Raw genomic sequence first — 20,044 nt, forward strand, 5'->3', positions numbered from 1 at the left:
CCTTGGGTCGACTCTTCGCAACCGGCGCGGGACCGCCTGTGGGTCGGCGCCGGGGTCGCGGCCCTATCGCTGGCTCGACGTCATCTTCAGGCTCGGTCGCGGGCCGCTTCGCCGGGCGTATGCTGTCGGTCGTCGTTTCCACCGAGCTCGCCCATGTGGCGGCATCCCCTCGGCGCAGACAGGCGGCGATGTCTTCGGCTGTGGCAGTAAGGCCGTCGTCGCTGGAGCCGAACACAGGCGTGCCCTGGCTATCGGCAAGGCCATAAAGGCCGAAGTCGCCGCCGGGCTTTCGACGGCGGGACTTCAGTAGCTTCAGGCCGCGGTGCTTGGCCGACTCGCGCAGTTGCTCGTCGGTGGGCGACGCCATCGTCAGTCGGACGCGAGCAGGCCGATGGCGGATCGGTATCCGCCAAGCGTTCCGACGTCGACATAGCTGGTGCCGGCCCGCACCCCGCGCGCGCTGTTGCCGAGGTCCAGCCATGCGTTGACCAGCGTTCCGATATATTCGTCCCGCCGATCAGGCTTTTGCCACAGCTGATGAAGCTCGTGAAAGACACGCCCGGGCATCTTGAAGGCGCCCCAGACCCAATTTGACCGGGCCCCTGCCTGCTTGACCTGGATCTCCTGAACCCGGTCGTCTCCGTCCAGCACGACCGCGTCGAACAACTCGGGCTTGTCGACCGGGAACAGGAGAAAGCCGAGTTCGTCGTCAGGCAATTGGGCAAGCCCGTCGGCCGGAAACCAGACCGTGTCGGGAAGGCCTACCAGCACCGGCTCATCTGGCGCGATCAACGGTGCTGCGCGGAAGATGGCATCGCACAGGCCGCCCGCCGCCGGCTGCACGACAAACGCGGTGCACACGCCGCCAACACCGCCGCCATAGTAGCGCAGCATGTCCGACTTGGTGGGACTGATCACGAAGCAGATCCGGGTGGCGCCCCCTGCAACCATGCGCTCGACAAGATATTCGCTGACTGCCTTGGGACGTTCGCAGCCGTCAGCGTCGATGCGGCTGCCGACCGGAAGCAGTTCTTTGGAAAACGCGAGCGGCTGGATCCGGGTACCGTTACCCGCCGCCGGAATGATCCCCCACATCAGGCAGCGGCAGCCGTCATAGGGGTGCTCGCACGCGAGACGGGCTTTTCGATCAGGCGGACCAGATCACGGGCCCTTGAGGCGCTGCTGTGCTCGGCCAGTACGCGTTCGCGCGCGTGGCGGGCAATGCGGGAAAGCTCTTCGTCCGACCGTTCCAGCGCGGCCAGCGTGTCCTCCGCCGTGCGAGCGATCAGGATTTCCTCTTCGGGTGCGAAGAAGCTGTCGAGCCCCGGCCATTCGTCAGATACGATCGGCACGCCGCACGCCGCCGCCTCAAACAAGCGCCCCGACGGGCACCATCCCATTGCCGCCATGTCGGCGCGGGTGACGTTGAGTGTCAGCCGTGAGGAGCAGAAGAACCCCGGATGATCGGGCGGTGCAACGTGGTTCATGTACCAGATGTTCGGCTGCCAGCCGAAATCGGCGGGATAACTGGACCCGCCCAGCACGAAGCGGCGATCGGGGGCGCGAGCAGCCGGTTGCAGGAACAGCCGGTCGAGCGTCGGCTGTCGATCCGCCGCATAGGTGCCGAGGTAGGAAAGGTCCCCGCGATACACATCGACCGGCGCTACCGGCCGGTGAGCGTCCGGATCGACATGACCGTAAAGCGGCGCAACCTGCCGGGCGCCCAACGCGGTCAATTGGTCGAGTGCCGGTCCGCCCGTATAGCTGAGCACAAGGTCGAAACCGCCCAGACCTTCGGACGGGTAATAGTCGACACTGCCTTGAGCGGCCAAAGCGGCTAGGGTCACGGGCGTGTCGAGGTCGTAGAATACGCGGGTGCCGCCTGCAACCGCCTCGATCAGTTGGGTAGCTGCGATCGCGTCAGGGCAATAGGAGGTGACCATGACGGCGTCTGCGTCGAGCAGTTGGTCGCGCTGGTCGAGAACGTCCTGCCAGTCACGGTAAAGCAGCAGGCGGCCACCCGGCAGGTCGTGCAGGTCGCGATGTTCGGCGTACCAGGGCACGTCTCGCTCGACGAACACCACCTCGTGCCCCTGAGCGTGAAGAGCGCGTATCAGTCCGCGCCACAGTGTTGCGTGACCATTCCCCCAGGACGAGCTTACCGTCAGGCCGAAGATGGTAAGCTTCATGGGTCCCCTTTTCCGTTCGGCTTCGTCTCGTTGCGGTGTGAGAACGAGTCAGTGTCGCTCCCGTTCCTGCCGCGCAACCTTCTCACGCCACCATCAGGCACCGGCTCGGGTGAGTTGACCCAGCTGATCGGGGCTAAGTTCCAGCGTCAACGCGGGCAACAAGTCCTGCAATTGGGCGACGGACGTCGCGCTTGCGATGGGAGCGGTGACGCCATCCTGCGCCATGAGCCAGGCGAGGGCAATCTGGGCCAGGGTGGCGCCTGTTCCTGCCGATACGCGATCCATTGCACCCAGAACCGCAGGTCCCTTGCCGTCGAGCAGCGCCTGCATGCGTCCGCCGCGCACGCTCTTGCCCAAGTCGTCCGAAGATCGATACTTTCCGGTCAGGAACCCCGAAGCGAGACCGTAATAGGGCAGGACCCCGATGTTCTCGCGAACGCACAGGTCCTGCAACTCGCCCTCAAACGCGCCGCGACTTACCAGATTGTACTCGGGCTGGAGAACCTGGAAACGCGGCAGGGCACCGTTGCTGCGGGCCAGTTCGACTGCGGTGGCGAGCCGGGCCGCGTTGAAGTTCGAGGCACCAACCACACCTACCTTGCCGGCCTGAACCAACTGGCCGAACGCGGAAAGATAGTCCTCCTGCGGCACCGCATCGTCATCCTGATGAGCGTAGTACAGGTCGATCCGGTCGACTCCCAGCCGCACAAGCGAAGCATCGCAGGCAGAAGCGATACGGGCCGGGGCGAGCTTTTCGCCGCCATCGCCCGGCAGCATGCCGACCTTGGTGGCAATCAACACCCGATCGCGCTGTCCCGACATGCGGAGCCACTCACCAATCACGCTCTCGGACTCGCCGCCGCGGTGGCCGGGCACCCAGGCGGAGTACACGTCGGCCGTGTCGATCATAACCGCGCCCCCGTCCGCCGAGGCCCGCTCCACAAACGCGTCCAGGACCGCGAAGCTGGTCGCCTTGTCCGCCGTCCAGCCGAATACGTTGCCGCCGAGTACGAGCGGCGCGATCCGCAGATCGGTGCTGCCGATGGTGCGAGGCTTGATCGTCATGGCGTGGGGCTTTCAGCGGACCAGGGCGCGGCGGCGTTGGTGTCGAGTTCCGCCGCGGCCTGGTTCAGTTGGCGATTCTGGTCCGATGTGACAGCGGCCGGATCATCAGATCCGGCCGAACAACCTGCAACAACAAGCAGGATCAGAAAGGAAGCAATGCGGCGCATGCGGCCAGCCTGACGCCGGCCGCTGCGCCGATCAACCTCAATCCTTCAGTGCCTTGCCTGCCTTCTCGAGCGCGCCGCCCGTTGCGTCCGCAGCCTTGTCCGCGGCGTTGCCGATAGCCGCACCGGCCTTGTCGGCGCCGTTCTCGATCGAACGGCCCGCGTTGTTCACGCCATTGGAAACGGAACGGCCTGCTTCATCCGTGGACTGCTCAGCCGAGTCGAGCGCGTTGTCGGTTGCGGCACCGACGTCATCGGTGGCATTGTCCGTGGTCGCGGCGGTGTCGGCGGCGGCATTGTCCGCAGTGGCGGCAGCCTGATCCTGGGTCTTCTGGCTGCACGCAGCGAGACCGGTCGCGGCAACCAGGGCCAGGGCGGGGGCAAGGAACTTCTTCATCAGCGTCTCTCCCTTAATTACGCGGCCGTATCGAACAGCCGATCCGGGCCTAAACGCAATTCATCCGCTTCGGTTCACGTTGACCTCATATAAAGATATCTTTATATCTCCCCGCCATGGCATCTGCTCTCGACATCTTCCGTGCGTTGGCGGACGCGACGCGGTTGCGGATCGTGACTCTGGTTCGGTCCATGGAGCTTTCGGTCGGTGAGTTGGCTCAGGTTCTGGGCCAAAGCCAGCCGAGGGTCAGCCGTCACGTGAAGATCCTCGAGGACGCCGGCCTGGTACAGCGGCGGCGTGAGGGCAGTTGGGTGTTCGTGGCTCTTGGCGCGCGTCACGTGATTGGCCCGATAACCGACAGCCTGGACGCATGGGGTGGCGACCACTGGACGGTGGCGGACGCTGCCCGGCTAGCCGCGGTGCGCGCTGATCGGGAAGCCAACGCTGCGGCATGGTTCGAGGCGCGGGCCGAGAATTGGGATGCTATCCGCTCGCTTCATGTTGCGGAAAGTGAGGTCGAGGCCGCGATGGCCGATATGCTCGGTGACGCCCCGGTCGGAACCTTGATCGATATCGGTACCGGGACCGGGCGGATGCTGGAGCTGTTCGGTGGGCACGCGGACGCTGCGTTCGGCATTGACCGGTCTTCCGAAATGTTGCGGCTGGCGCGTGCGAAGCTGGGTGGTCGCGCGGAGTTGCGCCAGGCGGACCTGTATGCGCTGCCGCTGGCGGACGGGGCTGCCGATGTCGCGATCCTGCATCACGTGCTGCACTTCGCCGAGGCGCCAGCACTGGCGCTGGCGGAGGCGGGGCGGGTGCTGGGCCGGGGCGGGCGGCTGCTGATCGCCGACTTTGCGCCGCATGACCGAGAGGACCTGCGGACAAAGGACGCCCATGTTCGTTTGGGCTTTGCCGATGATCAGATCGAGGGATGGTTCGCCGGTGCGGGATTGGTGCCCGCGGGCAATCAGACGCTCAAGGGCGGCGAGTTGACGGTGAAACTCTGGATGGGTCGCAAGGCGGCTTCCGGCCAGGGTCAGCAAGGCAGGCGGTTGCGTGCGGTGGGAGTAGCGGCATGACGATTTCAGTTTCGCAGCTGTCGGAGGCGCGCGTGGCGCTCGACGCTCCGCTTTATGCCGATGTTGCAGGCGACATGGAGGTCAGCTTCGAGTTCTTCCCGCCCAAGACGGAGAAGATGGACGAGCAATTATGGAGCGCCATCCGCACGCTGGAGCCGCTCGGGCCGAGCTTTGTCTCGGTAACCTACGGCGCGGGCGGGTCGACGCGTGAGCGGACCCACGCGACCGTAGCCCGCATCCAGCGCGAGACGAGCCTTGCCGCGGCGGCACATCTCACCTGTGTCGAGGCGACGCGCGAGGAGATCGACGCGGTCGCCGACGAGTATTGGGCAGCGGGCGTTCGGCACATCGTGGCGCTGCGCGGTGACTCTCCGACGCCGGGCGTGCCCTATGCGCAGCATCCCGGCGGATATGAGAATGCGGCTGCGCTGGTGGCGGGGCTGAAGCGGCTGCATCCGTTCGAGATCTCGGTGGCGGCGTATCCCGAGTGCCATCCGGATTCGTCGGATGCCATGGCAGACCTCGATAATCTGAAGCGTAAGATCGACGCGGGCGGAACCCGCGCCATCACCCAATTCTTCTTCGAGCCGGAGACCTTTTTCCGGTACCGCGATGCAGCCGCGGCGGCGGGGATCACGGCTGACATCGTGCCCGGCATCATGCCCGTGACCAACTTCGCCAGTGTGCAGCGCATGGCGGCGATGTGCGGGACGGCCGTGCCGGCATGGCTTGCGCGCCTGTTTGACGGGCTGGACGATCTGCCCGGCGCGCGCCAGTTGGTCGCTGCCACGGTGACCGCAGAGTTGTGCCGGAAGCTTTATGCGGGCGGGGTCAGGCAGTTTCACTTCTACACGCTCAATCGTGCCGAACTGGCCTATGCCATCTGTCATCTGCTGGGCGTGAGGGCGCGGTCGATCAGCCAGGAGGCGGCGGCATGAGCGTGCGTGAAAGCTTCATGGCGCAAGCCGCGGAACGTATCCTGATCACCGATGGCGCGTTCGGTACCGAGATTCAGAATTGGAAGCTGTCGGAGTCCGACTATGCCGGCACGCTAGGCCTGTCGCATGACCAGAAGGGCAACAACGACATCCTGGCGCTGACCAAGCCCGAGGTGCCCGAGGCGATCCACCGCGCTTATTTCGAAGCGGGCGCGGATATCGCGGAGACGAACACCTTCTCCGCCAATCGGATCAGCCAGGCCGATTATGGTGCCGAACACCTGGTGCGCGAGATCAACGTACAGAGCGCGGCCATGGCGCGGCGGGTCGCGGACGAGTTCACCGCGCGCGACGGGCGGCCCCGGTTCGTTGCAGGTGCTATCGGGCCGACCAACAAGACTTTGTCGCTGTCTCCGGACGTCAACGACCCCGGTTTCCGCGAGATCGATTTCGATTACCTGAAGAGCGTGTATCGCGAGCAGACCGATGCGCTGGTCGAGGGCGGTGCGGACTTCATCCTGATTGAAACGGTGTTCGATACGCTGAATGCGAAGGCCGGCATCATGGCCGCGGTCGAGGCTGGCGAGGCGCTGGGTCGTGACCTGCCGATCATGCTGTCGATGACGCTGACCGACCTGTCTGGTCGCAACCTGTCAGGGCACACGGTGGAAGCGTTCTGGCACGCGGTCCGCCATGCACGGCCACTGACCATCGGGCTCAATTGCTCGTTCGGGGCGGAGCAGCTTCGGCCGCATGTGCGAACGCTGTCGGACATCTGCGACACGTTCATCATGGTCTACCCCAACGCTGGGCTCCCCAATGAGCTTGGTGCCTATGATGAGGCTCCCTCGACGACGGCGGGGCTGGTCGGTGAGTGGGCACAGGCGGGGCAGGTCAACGTGCTGGGCGGCTGCTGCGGATCGACCCCGGCGCACATCGCAGCAATCGCGGAGGCTGTGAAGGATCTCGCGCCGCGCAAGCTCCCGACCCCGCCGGTCCGCACTCGACTTGCTGGGCTCGAGCCATTCTCGATGGCGGCATAGTCGTTCCCCGGCAAAGGCCGGGGTCCAGACTCGGCGCCTAGCGTCGACCCGCGCTGCCGCGCGGCCTTTTACCACAGGACTGGGCCTCGGCCTCCGCCGGGGAACAAGAAGAAGATCATATGACCTCGACCCCCTCATCCACCAATTTCGTCAATGTCGGCGAGCGGACCAACGTGACCGGATCCGCCGCGTTCAAGAAGCTGATCATGGCCGGGGACTACACCCGCGCTGTCGAGGTTGCGCGCCAACAGGTGGAGAACGGCGCGCAGGTCGTCGACGTCAACATGGACGAGGGCTTGCTCGACGCCGAGCACGCCATGACGACGTTCCTGAAACTGATCGCGGCCGAGCCGGACATCGCGCGCGTGCCCGTGATGATCGACAGTTCCAGATGGAGCGTGATCGAGGCCGGACTGAAGTGCGTTTCCGGCAAGCCGATCGTGAACTCGATCAGCATGAAGGAAGGCGAGGAGCCGTTCCTGGCTGCCGCCCGCAAATGCATGAACTATGGCGCAGCGGTGGTCGTGATGGCGTTCGACGAGGTTGGGCAGGCCGACACGCAGGAGCGCAAGGTCGAGATCTGCGCCCGCGCCTATGACCTGCTGATGGGCATCGGCTTTCCGCCCGAGGACATCATCTTTGATCCCAACGTGTTCGCGGTCGCGACAGGGATCGAGGAGCACAACAACTATGGCGTCGATTTTATCGAGGCGACGCGCGCGATCAAGGCGCGCTGCCCTCACGTCCATATCTCTGGCGGCCTGTCAAACCTGTCTTTCTCGTTCCGCGGCAACGAACCCGTGCGTCGGGCCATGCACTCGGTCTTCCTGTACCATGCGATCCCGGCGGGCATGGATATGGCGATCGTCAACGCGGGGCAGCTCGACGTCTACGATACGATCGACGCCGAACTGCGCACTGCTTGCGAGGATGTGATCCTCAATCGCGATCCGGAAGCGGGCGATCGACTGGTCGCCTTGGCAGAGAAGTACCGCGGCACCGATGCGGTTGCCGAGAAGCAGGCAGCCGAGTGGCGTTCGCTGGAGGTCACCAAGCGGCTGGAATATGCCCTGGTGAAGGGGATCGACGCGCATGTCGTCGACGACACGGAAGAGTGCCGGCAGGCCTTTGCCCGTCCGATCGAGGTGATCGAGGGGCCGTTGATGGATGGCATGAACGTCGTCGGCGACCTGTTCGGTTTGGGCAAGATGTTCCTGCCGCAAGTGGTCAAGTCGGCCCGTGTGATGAAGAAGGCGGTGGCCCATCTGCTGCCCTTTATCGAAGCAGCCAAGGAGCCCGGCGCCAAGGGCAAGGGCAAGATCATCATGGCGACGGTGAAGGGCGATGTTCACGACATCGGCAAGAACATCGTCGGCGTGGTGCTGCAGTGCAACGGGTTCGAAGTGGTGGACCTCGGCGTCATGGTGCCCTGGTCGCGCATCCTGGAAGCGGCGAACGAGAATGATGCCGACATGATCGGCCTGTCTGGTCTGATCACCCCAAGCCTGGACGAGATGGTGACTGTCGCCGAAGAGATGAAGCGCGCGCGCATGACGATGCCGCTGCTGATCGGTGGTGCGACGACGTCAAAGGTGCACACGGCCCTTCGTATCTCGCCCGCCTATGACGGCCCGGTCGTGCATGTGCTCGACGCCAGCCGCGCGGTCGGCGTCGCGACGACGCTGGTCAGCGACACCATCCGCGACAACTATGTTGCGACCGTTGCCGCTGATTATCAGGCGGTCCGGGACGCGCGGAGCGGAAAGGGGCAAAATGCGCTGTTGCCGCTGGCCGAAGCACGGGCGCGTGCCTTTCCAGCGGACATGGTGCTGAAGGCGCCCCCGGCCGCCAAGCCCGGCATCCACGTGTTCGACGATTGGGACCTGGCCGATCTGCGCCGGTACATCGATTGGACGCCGTTTTTCCGGGCCTGGGAGCTCGCAGGCAACTTCCCGGCCATCCTTACTGATGAGGTCGTGGGGGAAAGCGCATCGGGGCTGTATGCCGACGCGCAGGAAATGCTCGATCGCATCGTGTCGGAGAAGTGGCTGACCGCGAAGGGCGTTGCCGCACTCTGGCCGTGCCATCGCAGCGGCGATGATGTGTGGGTCCAGACGGAGCACCATCATCATTATCGCACTGCTGACGGCGGCAGCGTACCCGAAGGCTTCAGCATTCCCGACCTCGATCGTCGCGACGAAAAGAGCGTCCGCTTCCCGTTCCTGCGCCAGCAGATCGCCAAGCGAGAAGGTCGAGCGAATATGTGCCTGGCCGACTTCGTCGATCCGGCGGGCGACTGGATCGGCGGCTTCGCAGTCGGTATCCACGGCATCGACGCCCATATCGCGGCCTATAAGGCGGCGCATGACGATTATAACGATATCCTGCTGAAGGCGCTGGCTGATCGTCTGGCTGAAGCCTTTGCCGAAGCGCTTCACCACCATGTCCGCACCGTCTTGTGGGGCTATTCACCCGATGAGCAACTGACCAACGAGGCACTGATCCGCGAACAATATCGCGGGATCCGTCCGGCGCCGGGATATCCGGCCTGCCCCGAGCACTCGCTGAAGCGCACGCTGTTCGATCTGCTGGGCGCTGAAGAGCGTGTTGGGCTGACGCTGACGGACAGTTTCGCGATGCTGCCGACGGCTGCCGTATCCGGCTTCTACTTCGGACATGCACAGGCCGAGTATTTCGGCGTCGCTCGGATCGGGGAGGATCAGGTCAGCGATTACGCGGAACGTCGCGGCGTCGACCTGGAACAGGCGACCCGGTGGCTGCGGCCCAATCTCGACTGATTAGCCGTGCCAAATTGGGACGAGCGGGCCGGCGGCTAACTGGTCGTGAGGCGATCGGGCAGCCTTAACCACCATTCTGGATTGCTCCACCTCGCCGGGGCGACCCAGGTCGAGCCATGCGATACACCACTATCCTGCTCGCCCTGGTCGCCGGTCCCGCAGTGGCGGGATCGTCGCCGTTCACGGTAGGCGAGCGGGGGTATGGATCGCTGCAGGACGCCGTGAACGCGATCGGAGATGGAGAGGGCGTGATCCAGATCGCGCCGGGCGTGTACCGGCAGTGCGCGGTGCAGGAGCGCGGCCGGATCACTTATAAGTCGGCACAGCCCGGAACCGTGATCTTCGAAAAGCGGGCGTGCGAGGACAAAGCCGGACTGGTGCTGCGGGGCCGCGCTGCCCGTGTCGAGGGGCTGACCTTTCGCGATTACGCCGTGGAGGATCACAACGGCGCGGGTATCCGGGCGGAGCAGGGGGACCTGCTGGTCACGAATTCCATGTTCCTCGACAGCGAGCAGGGCATTATCGGCGGCGCACGCCAGCCCGACGGCCCACGCCGTGTCAGCCAGCGCATCACGATCCAGGACTCGACCTTTTCGGGATTGGGACACTGCCGGCCCGACAATTGCTCGCACAGCATCTATCTATGGACGGGTGCCGCGACGATCACGCGATCGCGGCTCGAGAACGGGCGTGGCGGCCATTACATCAAGCTGCGAACCCCAACGGTGTCGATCACCGACAACAGCTTCGACGATACCGGCGGCACCAGCACCAGCCGCATGATCGACCTGCCCGAGGGTGCGGCCGGCGTGATTGCCGGCAACACCTTTGTTCAAGGCGCGCACAAGGACAACGCCTGGGAGATGATTGCCGTTCGGGCAGAGTTCGAAACCTACCCGTCGGCAGGGCTGCGGATCGAGAACAACGTCGCCAGCCTGGCACCCGGGCAGCGGATCAAGCCCAGCTTCGTGGTGGACTGGAGCAAGGAACAGCTTACGCTTGGGACGAACAAGCTGGCCGACGGGATCACGCCGTTCGCCAGCAAGTAGCTTAATTGGGACAGCTGCTCGCCGGGCCTGCATCCAGATCCAGGCAGCGGCCGTCCAGCCCCGCAACCCGCAATCCGATTGTGGCAGCAAGAGTCGGCGCGATGTCCACTGTTTCGACCGACAAAGGCTGCTCGAAGCCCGTCATACCGCGGCGCCAGAACAGGATGGGTACGCGGCGATCGTAGTCCCACGGGCTACCATGGGTTGCGGCATAGCCGCGCGCATATTGCGGTATCGCGGTGATCCGCGGCTTTAGCAGCACCAGGAGATCGCCAGACCGCGCCGGATCAAAGGACGCGCGGGCTCTCTCGGCCAGCGTCCAGGTTTCGGGCGGGCCGGACGGCATCGGCGTTGCCGCAATGGTGGCGCGGGACAGAACCGCTGCGACCTGGGGATTGCGCTGATAGATCGCGGTGGCCGCGGCAGCGACGCGTGCCCGGGTGGCGGCGGGCAGCGCAGGATCGATCCAGACGTCTCCGTTGCCGCCCTCACCATAAAGGAGCTGGCCCGGCAGGCCCAACTGCGCCGCAACGGCGGAGCCGACAGCTTTTGCCGCAAGGCTCGCGTCGACCCGAGACGCAGCCGGAACAGCGTGTTCGCGCTCCCGCTCCGGGGCATCGTTGCCGCCGTGGTCCGCGGTCAGCACCACTTCGTAATCGATGCCGGTCGCATCCAACTGCTCGAACAGGCTGCCGAGCGTGCGATCGAGATGAGTTAGCTGCAGGCACATCTCCGTGCCTTCGGTGCCATAAGTGTGACCGACATAGTCGGTTGCTGACTCGCCGATCGCGATCAGGTCCGTCGCGGGACCCTGGCCAAGCTGCATGTCCTGGATCAGCCCCATCGCCAACGCGGCTACGGCAGCGTCGGAAGCGGGTGAAGCGCGGAACGCTTTGGCATCACCCGCCGCGCGCTCAAGACGCCCTGCGCCGATGGTCATTCCACCCGCAGCGACGGGCAGCGCCAGCGGCTTGCAATAGCTGGGCAATTCCAGCGCTGCCTGTGGCTGAGCGATCAGGGCGGCGACCGCCGTATTGGCGCGGGTCACGGCGGCAGGTGTCGTGCGGCCGGCATAGCTGGTGAAAGCCTTGCCGTCCCACCACCAAAGCTCGTCGACCTTGTGGCCGCCCATCATGACCGCAGCGCGATCCTTGCCCGCGACCGATACGACGCGTGTGCGCGGGTCGGCAACCTTCATCATCTCGCCAAGCGTCGGCACCTTCAGGTGCTTGTCGGAAACGGTGTAGCTGGAAGAGGTGCTGCCAGGCACGCTCTCGTCCTCGGCACAGTAGATCACCTTGTCCGCTCGCGCGGAGTGCAGGTCGGTCCAGTTGTTGGCGACGATGCCAGTGTGCGCCGGCCTCATGCCCGTCAGGATGGTCGAATGGCCGGGGCAAGTCTCCGTCGCGGCGTGGCTCTGGTAGCCCGACGGAAACACCACGCCCGTTTGCAACCTTGCGAGCCCGCCCGTGAAGCGGCCGCGATATTGCGCGAACAGGTCGGCGGAGAATTGATCAACGGAAATCGCTACGATGAGCTTTGGCTTGACGACCGCCCGGGGTGGCGCCTGCTGCGCGGTCACGGGCAGAGAAGTCAGCGCCAGGGCAGCAGCGGCGAGCAGGCGAGCGGAGCGAGGCATCGATGGCGAGTCCTTGGGGAAGCGGTCCGTCGGAGCTATGGATGCGCCGAACGACACCGGCAAGGAGCGCGATGCGCCAGTTGGCTTACATCCTGATGACGTTGCTGATGCTCGCTGCGGCCCCGGTCTCAGCGCAGGAAAAGCACGTCGCGATGCGACTGGTCGCAGAGGGGAGCGCACGACCCGGAGCCACGGTGACGCTCGCGATCGACGCGCGACCGGCGCCGGGCTGGCACGGTTATTGGCAGAACCCGGGCGATGCCGGCATCGAAACGACCGCGAAGTGGGCGATTCCGTCCGGATGGTCGGCAGGGCCGCTCCGCTACCCGGTCCCAGAGCGGCTGGTCGTCGCCGGGTTGATGAATTTCGTTTATGAGCGGCCCTTCACCTTGCTGGCCGACCTGTCGGTGCCGGCAAGCGCGACGGCCGGGCAAACGGTCGCGGTTCGGGTGCACCTTGATTACCTGGTGTGCACGCGTGAACTATGCGTGCCGGAGAACCAGGACGTCTCAACCACGATCACCACCGGCACGGCAGTTCCCGACGCGGGCACGCGCGCTGCGTTCGACCATTGGCGTCGCGCTTTGCCCAAGCCGCTCGGCTCACCCGCCACCTATCAGATCGACAATGGCCGCTTCCGCCTTTCCGTGCCGTATCCCCAGGCCGCGGCACTGGGGGAGGGTTGGTTCTATCCTCTTGCCGAAGGTGCCATCGCCTATGCAGCGCCGCAAAGCGTAGTTCGGGACGGTGACCGCCTCGTCATCGATACACAGGCGTCGCCCAAGCCGAAGAACGGTCAGGTCGTGGGTGTGCTTGCCACTGGCGACGGCCAGGGGTTCCTCATCTCGGCGACGCGTGGCGTGGTGTCCCCGGCGCGTGGCGGATCCGGTGGCGGTTGGATGGGTGCGGCGCTGATCGCGTTCGCAGGCGCTGTGCTGGGCGGGCTGCTGCTCAACGTGATGCCGTGCGTGTTTCCCATCCTGAGCCTCAAGGCCTTGAGCCTCGCCCGGGGCGGTGTTGGGGCGCGCGAAGCAAGGGGAGAGGCGCTCGCCTATACCGCGGGCGTGGTCGTCGTGTGCCTGGGCCTGGGCGGGGCGATCCTGGCGCTCCGGGCGGGAGGATCGGCCGTCGGGTGGGCGTTTCAGTTGCAGGATCCCGTGGTCGTCGCTGTGCTGCTGATCCTGTGCGTCGCAATCGCGCTGAACCTGTCGGGCGCGTTTGAGTTCGCGACGCCGCGTTTCGCGGGCGAGAGCGGTGCTGGCGGAGCGTTCGCGACGGGCGCGCTGGCGGCCTTTGTGGCGACGCCGTGCACCGGGCCGTTCATGGCGGCGGCGCTGGGGGCGGCACTGGTGCTGCCCTGGCCGGCGGCGCTGGCGGTGTTTGGCGGACTGGGCCTGGGGCTGGCCCTGCCGTTCCTGCTGGTCGGGTTCGTGCCCGCCCTGCGGGCGCGACTGCCGCGGCCGGGGGCGTGGATGACGACGCTGCGCCGGCTTCTCGCCTTACCGATGTGGCTGACCGCCGCGGCGCTCGGCTGGTTGCTGGCGCGGCAGCTGGGGTCGAGTGGCTGGCCGCTGGCACTTCTGGCAGCTGGCGCCACCGCCGCCGTGCTGTGGTGGGGCGGCCGGCGGCAGGCGCAGGGGCAGGCGTTCGGGACATCGGCGATGGTCGGATTAGCTTTGGTAGCCGTGGCAACGGCCACCTTTGCCCATAGCGTGCCCGTCGCGGCGGCCGGAGCGACCGTGCCGCTCGGCGCCGAGCGCTTCAGTGAGGCTCGGCTGGCGCAGTTGCGCGCGAGTGGGCGGCCGGTGTTCGCCTATTTCACTGCCGACTGGTGTCTGACGTGCAAGGTGAACGAGAAGGTCGCAATCGAGACCACCACCGCAGCCGATGCTTTCCGTCGGGGCAATGTCGCCGTTCTGGTCGGCAACTGGACCGATGGCGACCCTGCGCTCGGCCGCTTTATCGAGAAACATAACCGCGCCGGCGTGCCGCTGTACCTTTGGTATTCACCGGGGACAGACGCCAGGGTCTTGCCGCAGGTACTGACTCCCGGCATCCTCGCCTCGCTTCCATCGGGGCATTGATCCAGACAGAGCCAGCGAAAGCGGGCCAGAAGCATCAACGGAGAGCAAAGCACCGTCGCATCGGGGAACCGGCGCGCCTTAAAGGGATTGCGACTGAATGGAGACAAGACCGGCGTTCGACGAGATCATGGGCCTTTCCGGCGACAAGCCGCCCCGACCCGAACTCGCCGCGCTTGGCCGTTGGCTCGAAAACACCAGTGGCGATGAATTGCGCCGGCGCCAGGAGAGCGCGGAAGCCGCGTTCCGCCAACTCGGGATCACCTTCGCCGTTTATGGCGAGACGGAAGCCGCTGAGCGCATCATTCCGTTCGACATCGTGCCTCGCGTCTTCCTGCACGAGGAATGGACTCGCCTGTCCGAAGGACTGGTCCAGCGGGTCGAGGCGATCAACGCCTTTCTCGATGACATTTACGGCGAGCAGCGCATCCTGAGCGAGGGCGTGTTGCCAGCCGATCTGGTGCTCACCAACCCGCAGTTCCGGCCGGAAATCGCCGGCATGCGCCCGCCTCACGGCGTTTGGGCGCACATTTGCGGCATCGACCTGGTGCGAACCGGTCCGGACGACTTCTTCGTCCTGGAGGACAATGCCCGCACGCCCTCGGGCGTCAGTTACATGCTGGAAAACCGAGAGGCGATGCTGCGGCTGTGTCCCGAACTGTTCCGAAGTTATCGGGTTGAGGCGGTCGACAGCTACCCCGACCGGCTGCTCGAAACCATGAAATCGGTTGCGCCCAGGGGCACGGGAACCCCGGTCTGCGTGGTGCTGACGCCCGGGCACTACAACTCCGCTTATTACGAACACAGCTTCCTGGCAGATTCCATGGGGGTCGAGCTGGTGGAAGCGGCCGACCTGGAGGTGGACGATGACATCGTCTGGATGCGCACGGTTGCCGGGCGCGTCAGGGTCGATGTGATTTATCGCCGCGTCGATGACGATTACCTCGACCCGCTTGTGTTCAGGCCGGATTCGATGCTCGGTGTACCGGGACTGATTGCCGCATATGCCGCGGGTAATGTCGCGATCATCAATGCGCCCGGGAATGGCATCGCGGATGATAAGGCGATCTACTCTTACATGCCGGAGATAGTGCGCTTTTACTCAGGTGGCGAGGTCAAGCTGCCCAATGTCGAAACGTGGCGGTGCCGCGAGCCCGAAGCGCTGCGCTACACGCTCGATCACCTGGGCGAACTGGTGGTCAAGCTGGTGGACGGGTCCGGTGGCTACGGGATGCTTGTCGGCCCGACAGCCAGCCGTGACGAGGTCGAACGCTTTCGCGCGGCGCTGATTGCGGAGCCTCATCGCTACATTGCCCAGCCCACCCTTGCCTTGTCGACGGTGCCGACGCTGACTGACACTGGCGTCAGCCCCCGCCACGTGGATTTTCGCCCCTTTGTTCTGACCGGCGCCAACGGGGTGCAGGTGGTGCCGGGCGGGCTGACCCGCGTTGCCCTGAAAGAAGGATCGCTGGTGGTGAACTCCAGCCAGGGCGGGGGTACCAAGGACAGCTTCGTCCTCGTCCCCGACGGCCCGGTCCAGAACATGGGGCCCAGCGGAATGACGCAGACAATGGGCGGTATGCGCCAGGAGCAGAACTGATGCTGAGCCGTACTGCCAGCTCGCTCTATTGGCTCGGCCGCTATTTTGAGCGAGCGGACTTCATCGCCAGGCTGGTGGAGGCGACGGTGCGGCTGGACATGCTGTCGTCGCGCCCGGCTGGCGAGGCGGCCTGGGCGTCGGCCCTGGCCGTGACGGATACGGAGGCCGCGTTCGGGACGCGCGGTGAGGCTGTGTCGTCGGAGTCCGTCGGAGGTTTCCTGACGATCGACATGAGCCACCCGGGCTCCATCAAGCGCTGCGTTGAAGCAGCGAGGCTGAACGCGCGCGCGACCCGCACCGCGCTCACTCGGGAGGCCTGGGCGGCGATCAATCGCGCGTGGCTCCTGTTCGGGCAGCCGCACAGCCAGCCCTGCGACACTACGCAGATGCTGGCCCTGATCGACGGGGTGAAGAACGAGACCCGCGGCTTTGAGGGAGCGATCGCCCGTATGCTCCGCAACGAAACCGTCTGGTTCATTCGCTTGGGGCAAACCGTTGAGCGTGCCGACAACACGGCGCGATTGCTCGACGTCAAATACCACCTGTTGCTGCCGGAGGGCGAGCGTGTGGGGGGTGTGATCGACCGGGACCAATGGACCACGATCCTGCAGACCGTGTCCGCCGTGACTGCCTATCGTTGGTTGTATTCGGAGGGGCTGACGCCAGCGAGCGTGATCGACCTGTTGATTGCGCGTGCCGAGATGCCCCGCTCCATCGCAGCTTCTTCAAGGGAGGCGGTCGAGATCCTCAACCTGCTGGCTGGTCGCGCCGGGCGGCATGGTGAGGCGGACCGGATGGCACGGGCGCGGCGCGACCGCATGGAGCGCACTCGATCAGGCGATGTAATCGCGTCGGGACTTCACCAGTATCTCGAGTCATTTATCCGTGAGAACGACCTGCTGCATGCGGCAATCGGTCGGCAGTTCGCGTTCGCCTGATGCGCTTGTCGATCGACCACCGCACTACCTATCGCTTCTCCGCTCCGCAGGCGCGGCTGGTGCAGATGCTGCGGCTGACCCCGCCGGACACCCACGACCAGACGGTCGCGCACTGGAAGATCAACGTCGATCGCGACGCCCATATGCGTCACGGGCGTGACGGCTGGGGCAATCGGGTGACGATGTTGTATGTGAATGGCCCGGTCACCTCGATCGAAATCGCGGTCGAGGGGGAGGTCGTGACCAGCCATTCCGATGGCGTGCTGCACGGCGCGGGTGAACCGCTTGCCCCGGCCGTGTTCCTGCGCGCGACAGAGGCAACCCTTCCCGATCCGGCTATCACGGCGTGGGCCCAGGGCATTGGCGGCGACGCTCAACCTCTTGCGGCGCTGCATGCGATCAACACGGCGCTGCATGAGCGTTCTCGAGTGGACCTGAAGCGTCCTGAGACGCCGCTGGCCGCAGGTGCGGCTTTTGGCGAACCGAGCGTGACGCCCCGTGATCTCGCCCACATCTTTGCGGTTGCGGCACGGAGCTTGAGCATCCCGGCTCGGTATGTCTCCGGCTATTCCGCGGCGGCTTTCCTGGGAAGGCACGCGCCCGCACCACATAGCTGGGCGGAAGCGCATGTGGACGGGCTTGGCTGGGTCGGGTTCGACCCATGCACAGGCCGCTGTCCTGAAGAAGATTATGTACGCGTTGCGGTTGCGCTGGATGCCGCAGGTGCGGCGCCGGTTGCCGGATCGCGGCTGGGCGTTGGGGAAGAAGATCTGGACGTCGACGTTACAGTATCGAGGCAGGGCTGATCCCGCCGTGACATAGACGGATATTGATCAGACCAGTTCTTGCTGGATGGATAGCTGTTCCTCGAGCGACACCGGGGTACGCAGGTCATCATCGCCGAGCAAGCGCCAGCCCTGCGGCCCCAAGACCTCCATCGGACGGTAGCGGGTCTTATACGCCATCCGCGGTGACCCCTTCACCCAATAGCCGAGGTACACATAGGGCAGCCCAGCTTCGCGGGCTCGCATGATATGGTCCATGATGATGAAGTTGCCGAGCCCGGGCCGGGTCTCCTCGTCGGCCGCGAAGAAGCTGTAGATCATCGACAGACCATCAGCCTGACGGTCGGTCAGGCATGCGCCGACCAGACGGCCGCGACGGCCGTTGGTCGACGGTTCGCGATATTCCACGATCATCGACTGAACGGGGCTATGCTCGACCATATCGGCATAATCGTCCTCGTCCATCCCCACCATGCCACCGCCCGGATGACGCACGGACAGATAGCGGCGCAGAAGCTGAAACTGCTCGTCAGTCGCCCAGGCGCGGCAAGCGCTCACCTGCAGATCGGCATTGCGCCTGATCAGCTTGCGCTGGCTGCTGTTGGGCTCGAACTCAGGCGTCACCACGCGGACTGAAACGCAGGCCGTGCAGCCTGCGCAGGATGGCCGATACGCGACACCTTGGGAGCGGCGAAAGCCGATACGGCCCAGCGCGTCGTTCAGCTCGCCGGCATGGGGACCGGTCAGTTCCGTGAAGACTTTCCGCTCCTGGCGCCCGGGCAGGTACGGACACGGCGCCGGGCTCGTCACGAAAAAGCGAGGGAAGCGAAACGGCGCGGTCACGGTAGCTGACGTACTCCTCGGGCGCGGGCAACCCGGCGCATTTCGACCTTATATGGCTACATCGCAGGTCGTGAAAAGCGTGTTTACCATCAAAGAGGGTAAACGGTCGTATGTTGGTGCCCTGACGTCGAGCGGCGGGTCAGGCCAGCTCGACGGGTGCCACTTCGTATCCGCTCGCCCGCAACGCGGCGACCAGCTTGTCCAGATGAGCGCGATCGCGCGTCTCGCATTCTATGTCCGTGATCAGGCCCTTGGCGGGGAGGGTGGTGAACACCCGCTGATGATAGACTTCGATGATGTTGACCCGCTCCGCCTCGAAAATGCGGGCGACGTTGAACAGCGCGCCGGGCTGGTCCTGAAGCCGGACACGCAGTCGGGCGAGGCGGCCTGACCGGGCGAGGTCCCGCAGCAGCACGTTGGCGAGCAGCCGCGTGTCGATGTTGCCGCCGCAGAGAACCACACCGACGGTGCGCCCGCGAAAGCGCTCGGGATGCGCGAGCAGGGCGGCGAGGCCGGCCGCTCCCGCTCCCTCCACCACCGTTTTTTCGATCTGGAGCAGCAGGGACACCGCTTCTTCCAGGCTCCGCTCGGACACGAGCACGATGTCGTCGACCAGCTCGGCGACCATCCGGCTGGTGATGCCGCCAGGCTCCTTGACCGCGATGCCCTCCGCCAGCGTATCGCCGGCACAGGGCATGTCCGTGCCGTTGATCCGGTTGTACATGGACGGGAACAATTCCGCCTCGACGCCGACCACCTCAACCAGGCGTGACTGGGCACGGGCGACCGTTGCCATGCCGCTGATCAGCCCACCGCCGCCGATCGGGACAGCCAACGTGTCGATCTGCGGCACGTCGGCCAGCATCTCTAGCGCGACGGTGCCAGCGCCTGCGATGATCCGGGGATCGTCGAAGGGGTGAACGAAGGTCAGGCCGCGCTCGCCCTCCAGGATGCGGGCATGGGCGTAAGCGGCATCGAATGTGTCGCCTTCCAGGATCACGGTCGCGCCATGACCCTGGGTCTGCACCACCTTCACGATGGGAGTGTTGCGCGGCATCACGATGGTGGCGGGTATGCCGAGCCGATTGGCGTGAAAGGCGAGGCCCTGTGCGTGGTTGCCCGCCGACGCCGCGATCACGCCGACGCTTCGCGCCGCTTCCGACAGCTGCAACAACGTATTGAGCGCCCCGCGTTCCTTGTAGGCAGCGGTGAACTGAAGATTCTCGAATTTCAGGTACACGGTTGCGCCGGTCAGATCGGACAAGGTGCGGCTGATCAGCGTCGGCGTTCGCACGATCTGGTCGCTGATCCGTGCATGGGCGGCGACGACGTCGTCGATCTGGACGGGGAGAGCCTCGGTCTGGGCGTGCTGGGTAGCCATGATCGCGGGCTAGACCATCTGGCGCGGGCGGGGAACACCGCTTATGCGCCCGGGC

17 protein-coding genes are annotated in these 20,044 nt (G+C 65.4%); 9 read left to right on the forward strand and 8 right to left on the reverse strand.

Features of this window, described 5'->3' with window-relative positions; all coding sequences use genetic code 11:
- Positions 1-369: 369 nt before the first annotated feature.
- From FHS94_RS13765 to FHS94_RS13785, 5 genes are all read right to left on the reverse strand, one after another.
- Positions 370-1,095 (reverse strand): sugar phosphate nucleotidyltransferase, encoded by a 726-nt coding sequence (locus FHS94_RS13765; RefSeq protein WP_184058806.1) that lies wholly within the window; start codon positions 1,093-1,095, stop codon positions 370-372.
- Positions 1,095-2,189 (reverse strand): CgeB family protein, encoded by a 1,095-nt coding sequence (locus FHS94_RS13770; RefSeq protein ID WP_184058808.1) that lies wholly within the window; start codon positions 2,187-2,189, stop codon positions 1,095-1,097. Before FHS94_RS13770 ends, FHS94_RS13765 begins: the two co-directional genes overlap by 1 nt.
- Before the next feature lie 93 nt (positions 2,190-2,282).
- On the reverse strand, positions 2,283-3,254 hold the full coding sequence (locus FHS94_RS13775; protein ID WP_184058811.1) for an aldo/keto reductase: 972 nt from the start codon (positions 3,252-3,254) through the stop codon (positions 2,283-2,285).
- Positions 3,251-3,421 carry a hypothetical protein gene (locus FHS94_RS13780; protein WP_184058813.1) on the reverse strand — a complete coding sequence of 57 codons (171 nt, stop codon included), beginning with the start codon at positions 3,419-3,421 and terminating at the stop codon, positions 3,251-3,253. The genes FHS94_RS13775 and FHS94_RS13780 overlap by 4 nt, the downstream gene beginning before the upstream one ends.
- A 37-nt stretch (positions 3,422-3,458) precedes the next feature.
- Positions 3,459-3,815 carry a hypothetical protein gene (locus FHS94_RS13785; protein WP_184058816.1) on the reverse strand — a complete coding sequence of 119 codons (357 nt, stop codon included), beginning with the start codon at positions 3,813-3,815 and terminating at the stop codon, positions 3,459-3,461.
- Positions 3,816-3,931: 116 nt separating this feature from the next.
- On the opposite strand from FHS94_RS13785, the gene FHS94_RS13790 reads away from it, so the two are divergent.
- The 5 genes from FHS94_RS13790 (at position 3,932) to FHS94_RS13810 (ending at position 10,722) form a co-directional block, all read left to right on the forward strand.
- Positions 3,932-4,894 (forward strand): ArsR/SmtB family transcription factor, encoded by a 963-nt coding sequence (locus tag FHS94_RS13790; protein WP_184058817.1) that lies wholly within the window; start codon positions 3,932-3,934, stop codon positions 4,892-4,894.
- On the forward strand, positions 4,891-5,832 hold the full coding sequence (metF, locus tag FHS94_RS13795; RefSeq protein WP_184058819.1) for a methylenetetrahydrofolate reductase [NAD(P)H]: 942 nt from the start codon (positions 4,891-4,893) through the stop codon (positions 5,830-5,832). Before FHS94_RS13790 ends, metF begins: the two co-directional genes overlap by 4 nt.
- Positions 5,829-6,875, forward strand: coding sequence for a homocysteine S-methyltransferase family protein (locus FHS94_RS13800; RefSeq protein ID WP_184058821.1), 1,047 nt, complete (start codon positions 5,829-5,831; stop codon positions 6,873-6,875). The genes metF and FHS94_RS13800 overlap by 4 nt, the downstream gene beginning before the upstream one ends.
- Before the next feature lie 119 nt (positions 6,876-6,994).
- Positions 6,995-9,673, forward strand: a complete 2,679-nt coding sequence (metH, locus tag FHS94_RS13805) for a methionine synthase (RefSeq protein WP_184058823.1) — start codon at positions 6,995-6,997, stop codon at positions 9,671-9,673.
- A gap of 116 nt (positions 9,674-9,789) precedes the next feature.
- Positions 9,790-10,722, forward strand: coding sequence for a right-handed parallel beta-helix repeat-containing protein (locus FHS94_RS13810; protein ID WP_184058825.1), 933 nt, complete (start codon positions 9,790-9,792; stop codon positions 10,720-10,722).
- 1 nt (position 10,723) lies between these two features.
- On the opposite strand, the gene FHS94_RS13815 is transcribed toward FHS94_RS13810, so the two are convergent.
- The gene (locus FHS94_RS13815; protein WP_184058827.1) at positions 10,724-12,361 is read right to left on the reverse strand and encodes an alkaline phosphatase family protein; all 1,638 of its coding nucleotides are present in this window, start codon (positions 12,359-12,361) and stop codon (positions 10,724-10,726) included.
- 71 nt (positions 12,362-12,432) lie between these two features.
- On the opposite strand from FHS94_RS13815, the gene FHS94_RS13820 reads away from it, so the two are divergent.
- From FHS94_RS13820 to FHS94_RS13835, 4 genes are all read left to right on the forward strand, one after another.
- Positions 12,433-14,445 (forward strand): protein-disulfide reductase DsbD family protein, encoded by a 2,013-nt coding sequence (locus FHS94_RS13820; RefSeq protein WP_184058830.1) that lies wholly within the window; start codon positions 12,433-12,435, stop codon positions 14,443-14,445.
- Positions 14,446-14,542: 97 nt separating this feature from the next.
- Positions 14,543-16,042, forward strand: a complete 1,500-nt coding sequence (locus tag FHS94_RS13825; protein WP_184058832.1) for a circularly permuted type 2 ATP-grasp protein — start codon at positions 14,543-14,545, stop codon at positions 16,040-16,042.
- Positions 16,042-16,980 carry an alpha-E domain-containing protein gene (locus FHS94_RS13830; RefSeq protein WP_184058834.1) on the forward strand — a complete coding sequence of 313 codons (939 nt, stop codon included), beginning with the start codon at positions 16,042-16,044 and terminating at the stop codon, positions 16,978-16,980. The genes FHS94_RS13825 and FHS94_RS13830 overlap by 1 nt, the downstream gene beginning before the upstream one ends.
- A complete protein-coding gene (locus FHS94_RS13835) occupies positions 16,980-17,786 on the forward strand; it encodes a transglutaminase family protein (RefSeq protein ID WP_184058836.1) in 807 nt (268 codons plus the stop codon). The genes FHS94_RS13830 and FHS94_RS13835 overlap by 1 nt, the downstream gene beginning before the upstream one ends.
- Positions 17,787-17,813: 27 nt before the next feature.
- Here the strand turns inward: FHS94_RS13835 and FHS94_RS13840 are convergent, their stop codons facing one another.
- Positions 17,814-18,608 carry an arginyltransferase gene (locus FHS94_RS13840; protein ID WP_184058839.1) on the reverse strand — a complete coding sequence of 265 codons (795 nt, stop codon included), beginning with the start codon at positions 18,606-18,608 and terminating at the stop codon, positions 17,814-17,816.
- 139 nt (positions 18,609-18,747) lie between these two features.
- Positions 18,748-19,989: a threonine ammonia-lyase gene (locus FHS94_RS13845; RefSeq protein WP_184058841.1), complete on the reverse strand. Its 1,242-nt coding sequence runs from the start codon at positions 19,987-19,989 to the stop codon at positions 18,748-18,750.
- Positions 19,990-20,044: the final 55 nt, after the last annotated feature.

The organism is Sphingomonas aerophila (assembly GCF_014199305.1).
In the GTDB taxonomy this organism is placed as follows: Bacteria; Pseudomonadota; Alphaproteobacteria; order Sphingomonadales; family Sphingomonadaceae; genus Sphingomonas; species Sphingomonas aerophila.